This window comes from Corallococcus sp. CA049B (assembly GCF_003611685.1).
Lineage (GTDB): Bacteria > Myxococcota > Myxococcia > Myxococcales > Myxococcaceae > Corallococcus > Corallococcus coralloides.
In genome coordinates this window covers 31,729-46,934 of sequence record NZ_RAWC01000051.1, presented here as the reverse complement: position 1 = coordinate 46,934, position 15,206 = coordinate 31,729, and the positions used below count along the sequence as shown (strand labels likewise).

Annotated in this window: 10 protein-coding genes and 1 pseudogene; 9 read left to right on the top strand and 2 right to left on the bottom strand. The window is 69.8% G+C overall.

What is annotated here, in order from left to right; translation table 11 throughout:
- Window positions 1–2,074: pseudogene (locus D7W82_RS14430) on the bottom strand (hypothetical protein); the annotation flags it as partial.
- 504 nt (window positions 2,075–2,578) lie between these two features.
- On the opposite strand from D7W82_RS14430, the gene D7W82_RS14425 reads away from it, so the two are divergent.
- The 7 genes from D7W82_RS14425 to D7W82_RS14395 all read left to right on the top strand — a co-directional run bounded on the left by D7W82_RS14425 (window position 2,579) and on the right by D7W82_RS14395 (window position 13,166).
- Window positions 2,579–5,683: a tetratricopeptide repeat protein gene (locus tag D7W82_RS14425; RefSeq protein WP_120618906.1), complete on the top strand. Its 3,105-nt coding sequence runs from the start codon at window positions 2,579–2,581 to the stop codon at window positions 5,681–5,683.
- Entirely contained in the window at window positions 5,680–6,579 is a 900-nt protein-coding gene (locus tag D7W82_RS14420) for an RNA polymerase subunit sigma-70 (RefSeq protein WP_120618905.1), read from the top strand. Before D7W82_RS14425 ends, D7W82_RS14420 begins: the two co-directional genes overlap by 4 nt.
- A gap of 120 nt (window positions 6,580–6,699) precedes the next feature.
- Window positions 6,700–7,521 (top strand): hypothetical protein, encoded by an 822-nt coding sequence (locus tag D7W82_RS14415; protein WP_199727752.1) that lies wholly within the window; start codon window positions 6,700–6,702, stop codon window positions 7,519–7,521.
- 171 nt (window positions 7,522–7,692) lie between these two features.
- Window positions 7,693–8,580 (top strand): hypothetical protein, encoded by an 888-nt coding sequence (locus D7W82_RS14410; protein ID WP_233587554.1) that lies wholly within the window; start codon window positions 7,693–7,695, stop codon window positions 8,578–8,580.
- Window positions 8,577–9,869 carry a kelch repeat-containing protein gene (locus D7W82_RS14405; RefSeq protein WP_171424893.1) on the top strand — a complete coding sequence of 431 codons (1,293 nt, stop codon included), beginning with the start codon at window positions 8,577–8,579 and terminating at the stop codon, window positions 9,867–9,869. The genes D7W82_RS14410 and D7W82_RS14405 overlap by 4 nt, the downstream gene beginning before the upstream one ends.
- Window positions 9,870–10,008: 139 nt before the next feature.
- On the top strand, window positions 10,009–12,150 hold the full coding sequence (locus D7W82_RS14400; protein WP_120618902.1) for a M28 family peptidase: 2,142 nt from the start codon (window positions 10,009–10,011) through the stop codon (window positions 12,148–12,150).
- 143 nt (window positions 12,151–12,293) lie between these two features.
- A complete protein-coding gene (locus tag D7W82_RS14395) occupies window positions 12,294–13,166 on the top strand; it encodes a hypothetical protein (protein WP_120618901.1) in 873 nt (290 codons plus the stop codon).
- A gap of 19 nt (window positions 13,167–13,185) precedes the next feature.
- Here the strand turns inward: D7W82_RS14395 and D7W82_RS14390 are convergent, their stop codons facing one another.
- Window positions 13,186–14,112 (bottom strand): RluA family pseudouridine synthase, encoded by a 927-nt coding sequence (locus D7W82_RS14390; protein WP_120618900.1) that lies wholly within the window; start codon window positions 14,110–14,112, stop codon window positions 13,186–13,188.
- Between the two features lie 176 nt (window positions 14,113–14,288).
- Here D7W82_RS14390 and D7W82_RS14385 point away from each other — a divergent pair, with 176 nt between their 5' ends.
- Window positions 14,289–14,786 carry a hypothetical protein gene (locus tag D7W82_RS14385; protein ID WP_147439338.1) on the top strand — a complete coding sequence of 166 codons (498 nt, stop codon included), beginning with the start codon at window positions 14,289–14,291 and terminating at the stop codon, window positions 14,784–14,786.
- A 181-nt stretch (window positions 14,787–14,967) separates the two neighbouring features.
- On the top strand, window positions 14,968–15,192 hold the full coding sequence (locus tag D7W82_RS14380) for a mersacidin/lichenicidin family type 2 lantibiotic (RefSeq protein ID WP_199727750.1): 225 nt from the start codon (window positions 14,968–14,970) through the stop codon (window positions 15,190–15,192).
- The last annotated feature ends 14 nt before the right edge of the window (window positions 15,193–15,206 follow it).

The window sequence follows — 15,206 nt, the reverse complement described above, 5'->3', positions numbered from 1 at the left end:
CCTCCATCGCGGACAGGTGGTCCCTGAGGAACGTGTGGCCCTCGCTCCCCGGGGCCAGCGCCGAGGGTCCCTTGCCCAGGGTGAGGGCCGCCTTCGCTGCTTCCTCGGGCGTGTTGAACATCCACTCCATGCGGCCACCAGCCCCCACCGACGCCGAGCCCAGCAGGCCCACGCCCACGTCCGCGGTCACCTCCGCCGACAGCTGGTACTTGCCATCCTCCGTCCGCTCGATGGCGGCCTCGCCCGAGATTCCCCCCTTCAGCCCCAACTTCACGTCCAGGTTGCCGCTCAGCGACACCGAGTCCCCGGCGCTGTCGAGCTTCTGGATCTCGTCCGTCAGCGCCTCTTGCAGCGGCGCCGTCACGAAGTCGGAGGCGGCGTCCGCGATGTCGTCGGCCGTGTCCGCCAGGGCCTTCAGTTCGTCGCCGACGAACTTCGTCGCGTCCTCGTACCAGGGGAGCTGACGCTCCTTGTCGAGCTGCCGGGGCTCCTGGCCCGGCACCGGCTTGCCGTCCGCGCCCACGTCGAAGCCGACGTGGTCATACCGCCACCGGTTGTCGCTGGCCTCCTGGAGGCTCTGGACCTGGGTGGGCTGGTGCTTCAGCTGCATCTGTCCGTGGGCGTCCACGGTGCCGGAGGACTGGGTCACCGTCCGTGAGCGGCTGGCGTGCCCCGCTTCGAAGTGGCTGCCGTCCGGATCATACCCGGTCACCGTGGTGCGCTGGTTGACGGTGCCGGGCGTCTTCGGGGTGAGGGCGGGCGCCGTGTCGGTGGAGGCGGAGTCCTGGGGCCCGCGCGTCACCTCCTGCTGGGTGCGCACCACCTGCACGCCGTTGCCGTTCTTGTCTGACTTCAGCGCCTGGGTGGCCACCGATTCCGTCTTCCTCGTGGAGACGGCGGGCTCTCCCTGGGCGTTGAAGCGCGTCTCCTCCGTGAGGGTGAGGCTGGACTCTCCGGGCTTGAGCGGGGTGGGGGCGTTGTTCGTCCGGTGGTGGTCCTCCCCCTTGGAGGCATTGCGCAGGGCCGAATCCTGACCGGCCTCGAAGGCGCTCACGTCATGGGCCTTGAAGCCCGGCGTGTGGATTTGCGTCGTCTTCACCTGCTTCGTCGGCAGGCCCTGTGCGTTGAATTGCGTCTCCGTCTTCACCGTCGCCGGGCCCTGGGGCGTGCCGCGCCGCTGCGCCAGCGCCGCCGGAGGCTTCTCCATGCGCAGCTCCCCGGTGCGCGACCGAAGCCCTGGCGGCGAGCGCGTGGCGTCGTACTGCGTGGTGGACGTCGTCGTGGTGGCGCCAGTCTCCGGGTGCTGCTCCGTCTGGCTCGTGCGAGACTCGAGGCGCGTCGGCTTGCCCTGTGCGTCCGACGACTTCGTCCACGTCGTCTCGCGCGTGCCGCCGGACCTGGTCGACTCCTTTGACGTCACCGTGGACGTGTAGCTGCCGTCAGGCTTGACGGTGACGGTGGTGCCGCGGGTCGTGTCGGACAACACCGTCTCGCCCGTGGTGGCGTTCTTCGTCACCTGGTACTTCGCGCCAGAGGACGGGTCCGTGTACGTCTTCCCATGCACCTTCGCGGCGGCCTTCGCGACCCTGGCATCCACCGCATCGAGGGACTTCGGAGGCGCATCACCCTTCTCGGGCTTGCGTGCGGCCTTCCGCTGCGGCGGAGGCGTCAAGCCCAACACCTTCTCCAGCTCCGCCTTGCGACTCGTGCCCTCGAAGGCCGAGTCGAGCTCGTTCTTCGTCGGCTTGACCTTGTCGATGTCCTTCTGGCTGTAGGGCGGCGCCTTGCATTCCGCGAGGGCCAACGCGTTCGCCTTGCGCATGGCCTCCTCGGCGCGCGTCGCGGTCACGGCTGCCTTCTCCTCCGCCTCCTGAAGCTTCGCGTCCGCGGCCTTCGACTTCCCGGTGGCATCCTCGAGCTTCTTGTCCGCGGTGGCGGAGGTCTCCTTGGACTTCTTCACCTCCGAGGGTGTCTGCCCTGGCTTGCGCGCGTCCTTGCGAGCGTCCTTGGCGACCGTGGCCGCGGCGGCCTTCTCCTGCCGCGCGGTAGTCGCGGCGCGCCGGACCGGAGGCAAGGCCTTCCGGGCCTCCGCCGCAGCCTTGATCTTGGCATCGGCGGCGACCTTCGCGGCCTCCGCCTTTTGCTGATCCGCTTGCGCTTTTCGCTGCTGCTCGGCGGCGTCTACCTTTGCTCCCGGACCACTCGCAGCTGCGACAGCGCCCATGGGACACTCCCCTCTCAACAAAGGACTCACAGCCCATCATCGAAATAGACAGACACCATCCAGATGAAAGGAAGACACCGACACACAGGATTCACGAAACGCCGAGCACCCTTCTTGAGAATCAAGAATCCGAAATCCAGTGATGCGCTCATAAAGAAAGAGGGAATGGGCCCGCCTGCGTCCCAGGATTTCTTCCGTGCGCGAGTCAACGCACGACTGCCCATGCGCTCGTGAAGAGCGAGGGAATGGTCTAAGCTGCATCCCAGGACTTCAAAGGGGGAATGCCCACACGCTTGAATCAACTCTCCGACGGCTTTGTCTGGCAAACCGGAACGCATCGCGGAGTGAGCACACATGCATTCATGTCCAGAGGAAGCGACGCTGACGGACTTTCTCGCGGGGCTGCTCTCGGAGGAGCACCGGACCTCTGTCCTGGCGCACCTGGAAGGATGTACGGACTGCCGTTGGGTCCTGGCGGCGGGGAATGGCACCCAGGTCCTGGCCGGCGCTCCGACGGCCTCCACGCAGGCGGCGTCCCAGTCACTGATGCCGGGCGACAAGCTCTCCCGGTACGTGGTGCGAGAGCGCATCGGCCTTGGCGCGATGGGCGTCGTGTACGCGGCGGATGACCCCGAGCTGGGACGCCGGGTGGCCCTCAAGATGCTGCGCCCCGAGGGACGCCAACGCGAAGAGCTGCGGCAGCGACTGCTGCGCGAGGCCCAGGCGCTCGCCCGGCTCGCGCATCCCAATGTCGTCACCCTCTACGACGTGGGCACCCACGGAGACTGCGTCTTCCTCGCCATGGAGTTGGTGGAGGGCACCACGCTGGCGGAGTGGATGCGGGAGCCGCGTCCCTGGAAGGAGGTGCTCCGGGTCTTCCGCGAAGCCGGCAAGGGCCTCGCCGCCGCGCACGCCGCGGGCCTGGTGCACCGTGACTTCAAGCCCGCCAACACCCTCCTGAGCAAGGAGGGCCGCGTCTTCGTGACGGACTTCGGCATCGCCGGCTCCATCCACCACGAAGAAGGCGCTCCGCTCCAGGAGCCCGACAAGGCCCCGGTCGCCTCCATGAGGCACCTCACGCGGACGGGCCAGCTCCTGGGCACGCCCGCCTACATGGCTCCGGAGATCATGGAGGGCCAGCACGCGGACGCGCACTCCGACGAGTTCAGCTTCTGCGTGGCGCTCCACGAGGCCCTCTTCGGCGTGCGCCCCTTCCAGGGTGGGACGCTCCAGGAGCTGGCCCGGGCCGCGCGGCAAGGCACCATCAGCCCCCCGAAGCGCGAGGTGAAGGTTCCAGCCCGCGTCCGGCGCGCGGTCCTCCGCGGGCTCAGCGCCAACCCCGAGGAGCGCTTCCCGTCGATGGAGTCCCTCCTGGCGGCCCTCGCTCCACGGCCCATCCGGTGGCTTGCGCGCATGACGGCCACTGCGGCCGTGGCGGGCGTGCTGGGCACCCTCGCGGCCTACGGGATGACGCATCGCGAGGGGAGCCACTGCGAGCAGGAGGTGGAGAAGCTCACGGTGGCCTGGAGCCCCGCGCGACGCGAGCGGATCCGCACGGCCTTCCTGTCCACGGGCGCGACCTACGCCGCGCCAGCATGGGAGCAGCTCGCGTCGACGCTGGACGCGTACGCCGCCCAGTGGCGGACGCTTCGCACCGAGGCCTGCATCGCCGCGGACAACGACACGGAGGACCTCGCCTGGCAGACGGCCGCGTGCCTCGACGCGCGGCTCTGGCAGTTCGCCGCCGTGACCGAGGTGCTGGAGAAGGCGGACGCGCTGACGGTGCAGAACGCGCACCCGCTGACGACCTCGCTCGAAGGGCTTGCCGGCTGCCGGGACTCGCCCGGCCTCTCCGCCCGGCCGCAGCCGCCCGAGAACCTCCGGGCCCCGGTGGAGGCGGCACGGCACAAGCTGGCGCAGGCCCGCGCCCACCTCGTGTCGCACCGGTTCACCGAGGGGCTCGCGGTGACGACAGCCCTCCTCGAGGAGCTGAAGGGGCTCGACTACAAGCCGCTGCGGGCGGAGGTGCTCCTGGCCCACGGCGTGTTCCTCGGGGGCCTCAACAAACCCAAGGAAGCGGAGGCGTTCTTCTACCAGGCCTTGTGGACGGGCGAGGCCACGCGTGACGACGAGACGGTGGCACGGGCCTGGCTGGAGCTCATCTGGGCGGTGGGCGAGGAGCAGTCGCGCCCCGACGAAGCGGAGAAGCTCATCCTGCACGCCCGGGCCGCCGTCGAGCGGCTGGGGCGGGAGCGCTTCCCCGACATCACGACGGACCTGCACACGCGCCTTTCATCGCTGCGAGAGGCGCACGGCCAGCTCGCCGAGGCGGAGCAGGAGACGCTCCAGGGCCTGGAGTTCTCGCGCAGGAGGAATGGCCCGGACAGCCTGCGCACGCCCAACCTCATCCACCAGTTGGGACGCATCCGCTACGGCCAGGGCCGCTATGAGGAGTCGCTGAAGCTCCACCGCGAGGCCCTGGCGCTGCGCGAGCGCCTGCTGGGCCCCGACAACCCGGCCCTCGTGACCTCCTACAACCGCGTCGCCACGGCCTCGCTGGAGGTGGGCCGGCACGAGGAGGCCGTCAATGCCTGGCGCAGGGCCCTGGCCCTCCAGGAGGCGTCCTCCAGCCCGGAGACCACTCCGCTGGGGACGGTGCTGCTGAACCTGGCCGGGGTCTCGCGCCTGGAAGGCCGGCTGGACGAGGCGCGCTCACAGGTCGAGCGGGCACGCGCCATCTTCGAGCGGGGCCGGGGCCCCAATCACATCACCGTCATCTTCGCGCTCACGGAGCAGTCGGTCATCGCCCGAGAGGCAGGTCAGGGCGCCGAGGCGCTGGCCTTCGCCACGGAGGCCCTGGAGCGCGTCCAGCGTTCGCTGGGCCCGGACTCGCCGCGCGCCGCCCTGCCGCTGACCGTCCGGGGGCAGGTGCACCTGAAGGCGGGCCGCTACCCCGAGGCGCGACGCGACCTGCTGGGCGCGCTGAAGCGGCTGGAGGGGGACTCCAGCCCGGCGACAGGGAAGACGGTGTCCGTGCTGCAGCTGCTGGCCGAGCTGGCCCTGGCGACACGGGCCCCTCAGGAGGCGCTCGCGTACTGCGAGCGGGCGAGGACCCTCACCGAGAAGGCCGATGGCGCGGAGTCCCAGGACGGTGCCAACGCGCTGACCTGTGCCGGCAAGGCGCATCTGGCACTGGGCGCCGCGGCGCAGGCCACACCGTTGCTCGAGCGCGCCCGTCGCATCCAGACCCGCTGGGGCAAGCCCGGTGACGCGGAGGCGGCCGGGAGGACCTCCTTCCTGTTGGCCCGGGCGCTCCTCGAAACGCGCCCCGCTCCGGACCGGACGCGGGCGCTCGAACTGGCCGAAGAGGCTCGGACGCAGCTGGAGTCCGTGGGAGTCCGGGGCCGGCCGGAACTCCAGCGGGTGCTGGCCTGGCAACAGCGGGAGGCGAAGCGATGAGCGAGCAACGGAAGACAGGCTCCCTGGCGGCGCTGCTGCGGGAGCACCTGCCCCGGGAGCAGCGCGCGGAGCTGGACGCCGTGGAGGGGCTGGAGGCCCTGCTGAAGCAACACGTCGAGGCGGCGCGGACCCGGTGGACAGGGCCCCTGACGCCACTTCCGGAAGAGGCCTTCTCGCGGCACCTGGCCCGCCACCTGCCCGTGGGAAGGACCGCGGAGGTGTTGCGCATCCTCCACGGCGCCGACCTGTACCTCGCGTGCGCCTGCTCCAGAGGGGAGCCCTCCGCCCTCCGGGCCTTCGAGCAGGACATCCTCCGGTACATTCCCGCCCGGCTCGGGAGGGTGTCGCCGAGCATGGTGGACGAAGTGCTCCAGGTGCTGCGCGAGCGGTTGCTGGTGGGCAGCGGCGACACGCCCCCGCGGATCGCGAGCTATGGGGGACGAGGGCCCCTGCTGACCTGGGTGGGCATCGTCGCCGCGCGCATCGCCGGGGAGCTGGTGGGCCGGGACGCGCGCCATGAGCTCGTCGCGGAGCCTCCCGAGGAACTCGCGCGGCTCCTGGCCCCGAGCGACCCCGAGTACGCGCTGCTGCGCGAAGACGCGCGTCAGCTCCTCGTCGAGTCGCTCAAGAAAGCGGTGGCGGTGCTCCCCGAACAGGAGCGGACCCTGCTGCGCCTGCACCACTTTCATGGGTTCACGATGGACCGGCTGACGCTCATGTATGGCAGCTCGCGCTCCGGCATCGCGCGCAGGATCGCGGAGGCCCGCGAGCAGTTGCTCGAGCGCGTTCGCATGGAACTCACGCCCCGGCTGAAGCAGGACCGGCTCGCACTGGAGAGCCTGTTGGGACTGCTCAGCAGCCGGCTGGATCTCAGCCTCCAGGGCTTGCTGGACTGAAGCCCTGCCTGGGGGCCCCAGGGATTTCTTGGGATGCCCTTGGGCCCGCTCCCTCTTCCTCATTGATTGCACGGGCGGCCAATCATTGACCCGCCAGCCCCAATCAAGAGGAGCGGACCCATGGCTGGAGTGAAGGCAGTCGGTGGTTCGAATGCGGCAAAAGTCGATCCCGCCGAGGCACAGCGCCTCGCGGAGGCGGCCCGACAGAAGGCGGAGGCGGCGCGGCTCGCCGCCGAAGCCAAACGCAAGGCGGCGACGGAGGCCCGGGACACCCTGGCGCGGGCCAAGCTCGAAGCGGATGCCGCGCGACGGCAGAAGGCCACCGCGGAGAAGGCAGCCGCCAACGCACGCAAGGCCGCGCAGAAGCCGGGACAGACGCCCGAAGAGGCAAAGAAGTCGAAGGAAGCCCTCGCCGCCGCGGAGAAGAAACTCAAGGAGGCCAACGAGGCGTCCAGGACCGCGGCCCAGAACCTCCAGAAGGCCGAGGAGCAGGCGGCCCTGGCCGCCAGGAGCGCGGAGCAGGCCATGCACAAGGCGAACGCGCTGGCCCTCGAGGAATGCAAGCCCGCCCCGTACAGCCAGAAGGACATCGACAAGGTGAAGCCGACCAAGAACGAGCTCGACTCGGCCTTCGATGGCACGAATCGCAAGGCGGAGCTGGAGAAGGTGTTGGGCTTGACGCCCCCGCCGCAGCAGGAGGTCATCCAGACGTCCGGGGCGGGCGGGGCTCCTGGAGCTCCGCTCGGCACGGTGGACGCGAAGTACTCGGACACGAAGGACGCCTTCACGGGCCCCCTCGGGCAGACGTCCGCCGGCACCGGGTTCCAGGCGTGGCAGGGAGCCCCGCTGGGCGACGCGGCGCATTCCCCGCCGCCCGGTGGAACCGCCCTCCCCTCCACGCCGGATGGCAGCGACACCCCACCGGTGACGCCGAAGCCGTAGACGCAATCAGGCGGCATGCGCGCCCCCTCGTGGACGAGCCCCCGGATGTGACGGGTTCATCCACGACGCGGGGGTCGGGCCATCGCAGGACGGAGCAGCACCCGGCGACAGGGCAACCCTTCATCTCCGCGAGCACCGGGAGCATGGACCCATGCAATGAAAGACAATGCGATGCGTCCTTCCATCCACGGCAAGGCGTCAAACATCCCGTGGCCGCCCGGCACCTGTGTCTGGGGAATGCTTCTCTGGCTCTCCCTCATCCCAGGGGTTGCCCGAGGCGACGTCTCCCCCGGCGTACGCCTCTGCACGGAGTCCATCACCCTGTTGTTCGAGGACCTCGAGTACGAGCGTGCCCTGGACCAGGTGGCTCGCTGCAAGGAGGGAGCGCGCGGGCCCGAGGATGAGGTGGTGCTGTCGCTCTACCAGGGCGTCATCCTGGCGGAGTTGAGCGGGCGGTTGAGCGACGCCGAAGCCGCCTTCACGTCCGCCCTCAGCATGAACCCCGAAGCGAAGTTGCCGCTGACTGTCTCGCCCAAGGTGACGCGGCACTTCGAAGCGGTGCGCAAGAGAGTCCTGAAAGCCTTGGCCACGCGAGGGGCGGCCAGGGAGCCACTGAAGCAGGAGTCCGTCTCGGAAGCGCAGGAGGTCCAGGCGCCGCGAGAGCCGCTCCCCGTCATCACCGCGGGACTCCCGGAGTCTTCATCCTCTCCCGTGCGGGAGGTGTCCGGCTCGCGCGCATCCTTGCGAGACCAGGCGATGATTCCCGCCGTGGCGGGAGGGGCCCTCGTCGTCGCGGCGGGCGTCTTCTGGGGTGTGGCGGAGGGGCGGAGGTCAACGCTGGTTGGAGCGGCGAAGGACATCCACTCAGAGGCCGATGCCAGGAACGTGGCCCACAGCGCGCGAAGGCTGCAGACGGCCTCCGTGGGGCTGCTGGTGGGAGGCCTGGTGGGGCTGGGCGCCTCCACGGGGATGTACCTGCTGGGGTCGCCGAAGAAGCCGGTGCCCGTGCAGCTCGGGCTGGATGGGACGTCCGTGTTCGTGTCTGGGAGGTGGCCATGAAGCCCCTGCTCCGCTCGACAGCCCTTGGATTGCTGGTGCTCAGCGTCCAGGCCGCCGCGTGCCTCGACGTCGACGACGTGGTGGACCAGTTCTGCCTCGACAATCCTCGCATCTGCAAGGACGGCGGGTCGGATGCGGGGCCTGACGGCAATGACATCCAGGATGCAGGTGGACAGGACGGCGGGGACGCGGGGCAGGACGCAGGATCTGACGGGGGCCTCCCCGACGACGAGCGCGAACCGCCGGGATGGAAATCCGTGGACGCGATGCGGGTGCGGCGCACAGGCCATACGGCCACCGCGCTGGGAGACGGCCGGGTGCTTGTTGTTGGCGGAAGCAGCACGGGCGACCTCTCGGCGGTCAGCCCGACGAACACGACGGAGCTCTACACCGTCTCATCAAACAGCTGGAGTCCCGGGGGGAACCTGAGGACGGCTCGCATGGACCACACCGCCACCCTGTTGCCGGATGGCAAGGTATTGGTGGCCGGTGGCAGGGGCCCCACGGGTGGCGCGCTGGACAGCGCTGAAATCTATGACGTAGGTGCGAATCAATGGACCGTGGTCGGTCCCCTCCCTGGCGGAGCACGTGCCGGCCATGCCGCCGTCTTGCTGCCCTCGGGGAAGGTGCTGGTGGCGGGTGGCGGATTCTCGGGGGACGACGGGCTGAACACCGCCGAACTCTTTGACCCGGTCAGCCAATCCTGGACGAAGGCGAGGGACCTGAACATCAACCGCAACATGCTGACGCTCACCCTGCTGGACGGTGGCGTGGCGTTGGCCATCGGTGGCTTCAATTACGACAGAGCGGAGACGACCGCCGAGGTCTACGACTCGAACCCACCGGATGGAGGATGGCGGCTCCTTTCGCAGCGGATGAGCCATGGGCGCAACGGGCACGCCTCGACGCTGCTGCCCTCTGGACAGGTCCTGGTCACCGGCTCCCTCGAGGGTTCACCTGGGACGGTCCTCCCGTCAGTGGACCTCTTCGAACCCGGCAACGCTTCGTGGACGCCCCAAGCCAACATGGGGGAAGCCCGCTTCCTCCACACGGCCACCGCCCTGCCCTCGGGCGAGGTGCTGGTGACAGGCGGGTATGCCACCCCCTACGCAAAGCCGCGTGCCTCCGCGGAGATACTCCGGCGGGATGGCGGCTGGGAGTCCATCGCCCCCATGTCATCGGCGCGCACCGCTCACACCGCGACGTGGCTGGAATCGGGGAGTGTGCTCATCATCGGGGGCACCGACGGCGGCGTCGCGCTGAACACCGCCGAGCGGTACGTCCCCTGAGCGTCGTCTGGGCTTGCGATACGGACTACGTAGGGGCACCCCCCTGTTCGCTGAACACGACTGTCGCGCGCCCCGCCCTCGCGAAGGATTACAAGCGGCCAAGGCCTTCCCCGCAGGCACGGTGTAGAACGGGGAAGCCATGCCCCTCCGCCCGTTGCCCTTCGCCCTCCTCGCGCTGTCTATCTCATTTGGCGCCTCCGCCCAGGCCCCCACGTCCCCGCTGGGGCCCATCTCTCCCACCACCGGCCTGGTGCTTCGGGACGACGTGGTGCGTGCGCTCATCCAGGAGAGCTCGGGTGACCGCATCCATGACGGCGTGCAGCGGCTGTCCCTCATCGCGCGGGACAGCGCGGAGGGCTACGCGGAGGCAGCCACATGGACGAAGGCCGCCGCCGAGGCCGCGGGGCTCCAGGACGTCCGGCTGGAGGCGATGAAGGACGGTCCCCAGTGGCGGGCCACGCACGGGGAGCTGTGGGTGGCCGGTCCCCACCGGTACCGGGTGACGTCCTACGCCGACCTGCCCATGTCCCTGGCGATAGGCAGTGGCAGCTTCGAGGGCACGGACCTGGAGCTGGTCGACGTGGGCATGGGCGCCCAGGACGCCGATTACGCAGGCAAGGACCTGAAGGGCAAGGTCGTGCTCACCCAGGGGCACCCCATGCCCGCGCTGCGCAACGCCGTGGTGAAGCTGGGCGCAGTGGGCGTGGTGTCGTCCTATTCGACGCCGCCCTGGAACCTCCCCAACCGCATGGACGGTGACTTCCCGGATCAGGTGGGCTGGGCCGGCGTCCCCCGGAGCCTGATGCCGCAGGGCGCGCGGACGCCCTTCCTGTTCATGGTGTCGGACCGGAAGGGGCGCGAGCTGCGCGCCCAGCTGCGGGAGGGGCCGGTGAAGGTGGACGTGAGCGTCGCCACGCAAGCGCCCACGGGACACCTCAGCATCGTCAGCGGCGTCATCCCCGGGACGCTCGCGGGAGAGGAGGTCGTCCTCACCGCCCACCTGGACCACTACAAGCCCGGCGCCGACGACAACGCCTCCGGCTCCGCCACGCTGCTGGAGCTGGTGCGCACGTACACCACGCTCATCCGCAAGGGCGTGCTGCCCCAGCCGGTGCGAACGCTGCGCGTGCTGTGGCTGCCGGAGTTCGAGGGCACCCGCGAGTGGTTCTCCCACCACGGCGCGGATCCGGTGCGGCGGGTGGCGCAGTTCAACTTCGACATGCTCGGCGCCAGCATGACGCGCGTCCACTCGCGCTTCCAGGTCTCCTACACCCCGGACTGGAACGGCAGCTTCGTGAACGCCGTGTCCGAGTCCACGGTGGCCTTCATGAACCGCTTCAACGGAGTGGCCTATCCCCCGAGGAAGGACTTCCGCATCGGGTCGGTGACCGGCTCGCAGGATCCGATGGATGCGCACATGGAGCGCTACAGCCGGGGTTCGGATCACCAGCTCTTCAACGACCACGGCATCCCCGGCGTCGCCTACTCCACGTGGCCCGATGACGGCTACCACACCAGCGGCGACCGGCCGGAGAACGTGGACCCCACACAGCTGCACCGCGCCGCCTTCGCGAGCCTGGCCGGCATCACCGTCGCCGCGTGGGCCGAAGGTACGGGCGCCCTGGAGCTCTCGCGCCTGGTGGCGGTGCACGGCGCGAAGCGCGTGGCCGAGGATGAGTTCCGGGCCCGCCGCGAGCTGGCCGCGACGCCCGCCGCGCAGGTGCCCGGCTTCGCGCGTCTGGCCCGCGCCGGGGTGCGCGCGGGCTACCAGCGCGAACGCGACGCCCTGCGCTCCTGCCTGGCCCTGGGCGCGCCCGCCGAGCCGGTGAAGGCGATGGTCCAGGCGCTGGAGACCGCCGAGTCCCAGGCCCTCAAGCGCCTGGACGCGGACGGGAAGGCGCGCGGGGTGTCCCTGAAGGAGCCCTCACCGGGCGAAGCCGAGCGCAAGGCGCGGGCCTTCGTTCCGCGCCGCGTGAGGGGCCAGGAGCTCGCGTCGTTCGACGAGCTGGAGCGCAACGCGCCCACCGCATCCAAGGCCCGGGTGGACGCGGTGAAGGCCGCCATGACCGCCGCGGCCACGGCGCTGCGCGAGCAGGGGGAGAGCGAGCTGCGCTTCTACCAACTGGCGGATGCGCTCGCGAGCTACGCCGACGGCAAGCGCTCCGTGGCGGACATCCGAGACGCGGCCCATGCCGAGTACGGATATGTCTTTCCCGTGGAGGCCATGCTGGACCTGTTCGGGCTGCTGGAGCAGGGCGGCATCATGACGCGGGGGCGCTAGGTGTACTTCGGCGGGCCGCGATGCCACCTTCCATCTCCAGGTGACGGGAGGCCAGGAGCCGGGCCAGCGCTCCCTTTCTCAGCAGCGCTCCCATTTCTCCTATGTTTCAGTGCGCTCCCCCACCGCGCCTCCAGGTCCTCCCCATGATCCGCCCGCGACTCGCAGCCCTTGCCCTGCTCCCGCTCGTCTCCGCCTGCTCCAACCCTGAGTGCACGGACACGCCGGATTGTGCGTCCCGGGGCCCCGACATCGTCTGCGTTGAAGAGCGCTGCGTTCAAGCGTCCTCGCCAGACGCAGGCGCGGGTGACTCGGGCGTGGACGCGAGCACTCCCGACGCGGGTACCGAGGACGCAGGCGCTGGCGACGCGGGCTCCCTGGATGGCGGTGGGCCCCCGCCGGAAGCCTCGCTTCGCATCACCGAGATCAATCCAGACGCCCCGCAGGACCTCATCGAACTGGTGGCCGTCACCGGCGGGACGCTGACCGGCATCTCCCTCCAGGAGCTCACCAACTCCGACTTCGCCTTCACCTTCCCCCAGGGCTACACGGTGGAGACGGGCGCCGTGCTGGTGCTTCACCTCGGAGGCTCCTGCACCGACGCTCCCGGCGACCCGGCCTCCTGTGGACAGACTCAGCCCTTCAGCGCCAGCGCCTGGGACTTCAGCATGCCTGGCACGCTGAGCTACTCCGGCAAGGTGCTTGAACTGCTGTCGTCGAAGGGCGTGCCTGTCGATGGCGTTCCCTTCGTCCGGGCCTCCGGGGAGATGCCCTCCAACATCGTCGCCGCCGTCCAGCGCCTGCAAGCCGACCGCGTCTGGGATGCCACGCCCTGCATCCACGACATGACCACCGGGTTCGCGAAGGACCGCTACTGCCGCAACATCGCCGCGGACTGGTCCGGCCTCAACAATGCGAGCACCAGCGTCATGCGCATCAATGGCACCGCGCCGCTGACGACGCCGGGGCTCAAGACCCAATGGAGTGGGCCGCTGCCTACGCGGTGGGGCTCCTACTGAGGCCATTGCGTGTCGGGGCTCAGGCTTCCGACGCCATCCTCAACCCGGCCGGAGGTGGGGCGTGCAGCCGCAGGCGCTCCGCCGTGAGCGGGTGCGTGAACGCGAGCGTCTCCGCGTGGAGCAGGTAGCCGCCATCTCCAGGCAGCCCGGGCTCGTGCTCGCGGGGCAGACCTCCCGCGGCGAACATCGGATCCCCCGTGAGCGGATGGCCGATGGACGCCAGGTGGATGCGGATCTGCTCGGGGCGGCCCGTGTGGATGCGCACCTCGAAGAGGGTCTGCCCTTCACGCCGCTCCAGGACCTCCGCGCAGCTGTGTGACGGCTTGCCCTTCGCGCTCGCCCCGTGCACCGACCCCAGCAGGGGGTGGGGCACCAGCCCGATGGGCGTGTGGATGTCATAGGCCGCCTGCGCCGCGACCCCGTCCGACAGCGCCCGGTAGCGCTTCTCCACGTCGCCCTCGCGCCAGTTGCCGGAGAGCTTCGCGGCGGCTTCCTGCGTGCGGGAGAAGAGCACCAGCCCGGAGGTCGCCCGCCCCAACCGGTGCAGCGCGGACGCCTCCGGCCAACGCAGCCGCACGAACGAGAGCAGCGTGTTCTTGAGGAAGCCACCGGAGGGCAGCGTCGGCAGCCCGCTCGGCTTGATGACCGCGAGCAGCGAAGCGTCCTCGTACACCAGCTCGAAGCTGTCGGGCGTCTCCCGCTCCCGCCAGGGTGGCCGGTGCCAGCAGAGCTCCTGGTGGGCTTGCAGCACCTCGTCGCCGGTCGCGATGACGCCGTCCAGCCGCACCTCGCCGCGCACGAAGCGCGCACGCCACTGCTCCTCGGTGGAGTGCCGGTACGTGCCTGTCAGGTGGGCAAGCGCGGTGCGCCCCACGGAGGCGGCGCCGATCCGCTCGCGGTACACGTAGCCATCATTCAGGCCGGCGGAGTCGTCAGGCTGAGACATCACTCGTGCACTCTACGTCAGTGTTCCTGGCACCAGGACCTCCTGGGCCTTCTGTGGGACGCGATATCAGCATAGAGAGAAGGCACACGCCCCAAGGAGGACCGATGTCGCAGCGTCAGCTCGTGCCGTGGTGGTTGCTGGTGGCTCTCGTTACGGCCTGCGCATCAGCCCCTCCGGTGGAACAGCGAAGGCAGCCGCCCCCCCGGATCCTCTTCGAGTCGCCCCTCGCGCTGCTGCTCGAGAACTACCAGGAGCTGGGGCTGAGCACCGACCAGTTGATCAAGATAGGCCAGCGGGACGAGGCGCTGGCCGTGACCAACAAGCCCCTGCGTGAAGAACTCCGGGCCATCTGGACCCCTCCCATGGGAAACAATCCGCCGCCGGGAACCATGCCTGTCAGGGTCGGCCCCGCGGGACGGGGCGGCCGGCCTCCGTACAGGCCTCCGGCCCAGCCTCCCGCCCCCTTGAGCGAAGAAGCGCTGAAGCGGCAACAGCTCCTGCTCCAGGCGATGGAGGACAACGAGACGGTGGCATACCGCGAGGTCGAAGCCCTCCTGGAGGAGCCTCAAAAGGAGAAGGCGCGAGCGCTGGTCGAGAAGCAGCGGGAAGAGCGTGCTCGCGCACGGGAGTCGATGCGGAAGGCCCCCGAAGCCCCACCCGAGACGGAGTCCTGAAGGCTTCTCGGCGCGGGACCCTTCACCCCGCGTGAGGTCCTCCCCCACGCGCCAGGGGAAATGGGGCGCCCGCGACTCACACCGGCATCACCCGGTGATACATGAAAAGACCGCGGACGTTTGAAGCAGCCGGAGTTCGCGGGCTAGCCTGAGAGCGCCGTCAAAAAGGAGGCGGCCCCACATGATGACCCCCGACATGATCATCCGCGCCTGGAAGGACCCGTCGTTCCGCGAGAGCCTCACCGCCGAGCAGCGCGCCCAGCTGCCCGCGAACCCCTCCGGCACGACGGTGAACGAGATGAGCGAGACCGAGCTGATGGACGTGGTCGGCGGCAAGATCGACATCGGCTTCACCGCCACCAACTCCTGTGAGTACATCTGCACCAACCTGACGTTCGTGTGCTGATGGACGGTGTGTGA

What these genes read in the sequence shown, in the direction of transcription:
- D7W82_RS14405 (WP_171424893.1), top strand. Translation starts at nt 8,577, where the DNA reads ATGAAGCCCCTGCTCCGCTCGACAGCCCTTGGATTGCTGGTGCTCAGC.
- D7W82_RS14425 (WP_120618906.1), top strand. Translation starts at nt 2,579, where the DNA reads ATGCATTCATGTCCAGAGGAAGCGACGCTGACGGACTTTCTCGCGGGG.
- D7W82_RS14420 (WP_120618905.1), top strand. Translation starts at nt 5,680, where the DNA reads ATGAGCGAGCAACGGAAGACAGGCTCCCTGGCGGCGCTGCTGCGGGAG.
- D7W82_RS14380 (WP_199727750.1), top strand. Translation starts at nt 14,968, where the DNA reads ATGATGACCCCCGACATGATCATCCGCGCCTGGAAGGACCCGTCGTTC.
- D7W82_RS14400 (WP_120618902.1), top strand. Translation starts at nt 10,009, where the DNA reads ATGCCCCTCCGCCCGTTGCCCTTCGCCCTCCTCGCGCTGTCTATCTCA.
- D7W82_RS14395 (WP_120618901.1), top strand. Translation starts at nt 12,294, where the DNA reads ATGATCCGCCCGCGACTCGCAGCCCTTGCCCTGCTCCCGCTCGTCTCC.
- D7W82_RS14415 (WP_199727752.1), top strand. Translation starts at nt 6,700, where the DNA reads ATGGCTGGAGTGAAGGCAGTCGGTGGTTCGAATGCGGCAAAAGTCGAT.
- D7W82_RS14410 (WP_233587554.1), top strand. Translation starts at nt 7,693, where the DNA reads ATGCGTCCTTCCATCCACGGCAAGGCGTCAAACATCCCGTGGCCGCCC.
- D7W82_RS14390 (WP_120618900.1), bottom strand. Translation starts at nt 14,112, where the DNA reads ATGTCTCAGCCTGACGACTCCGCCGGCCTGAATGATGGCTACGTGTAC.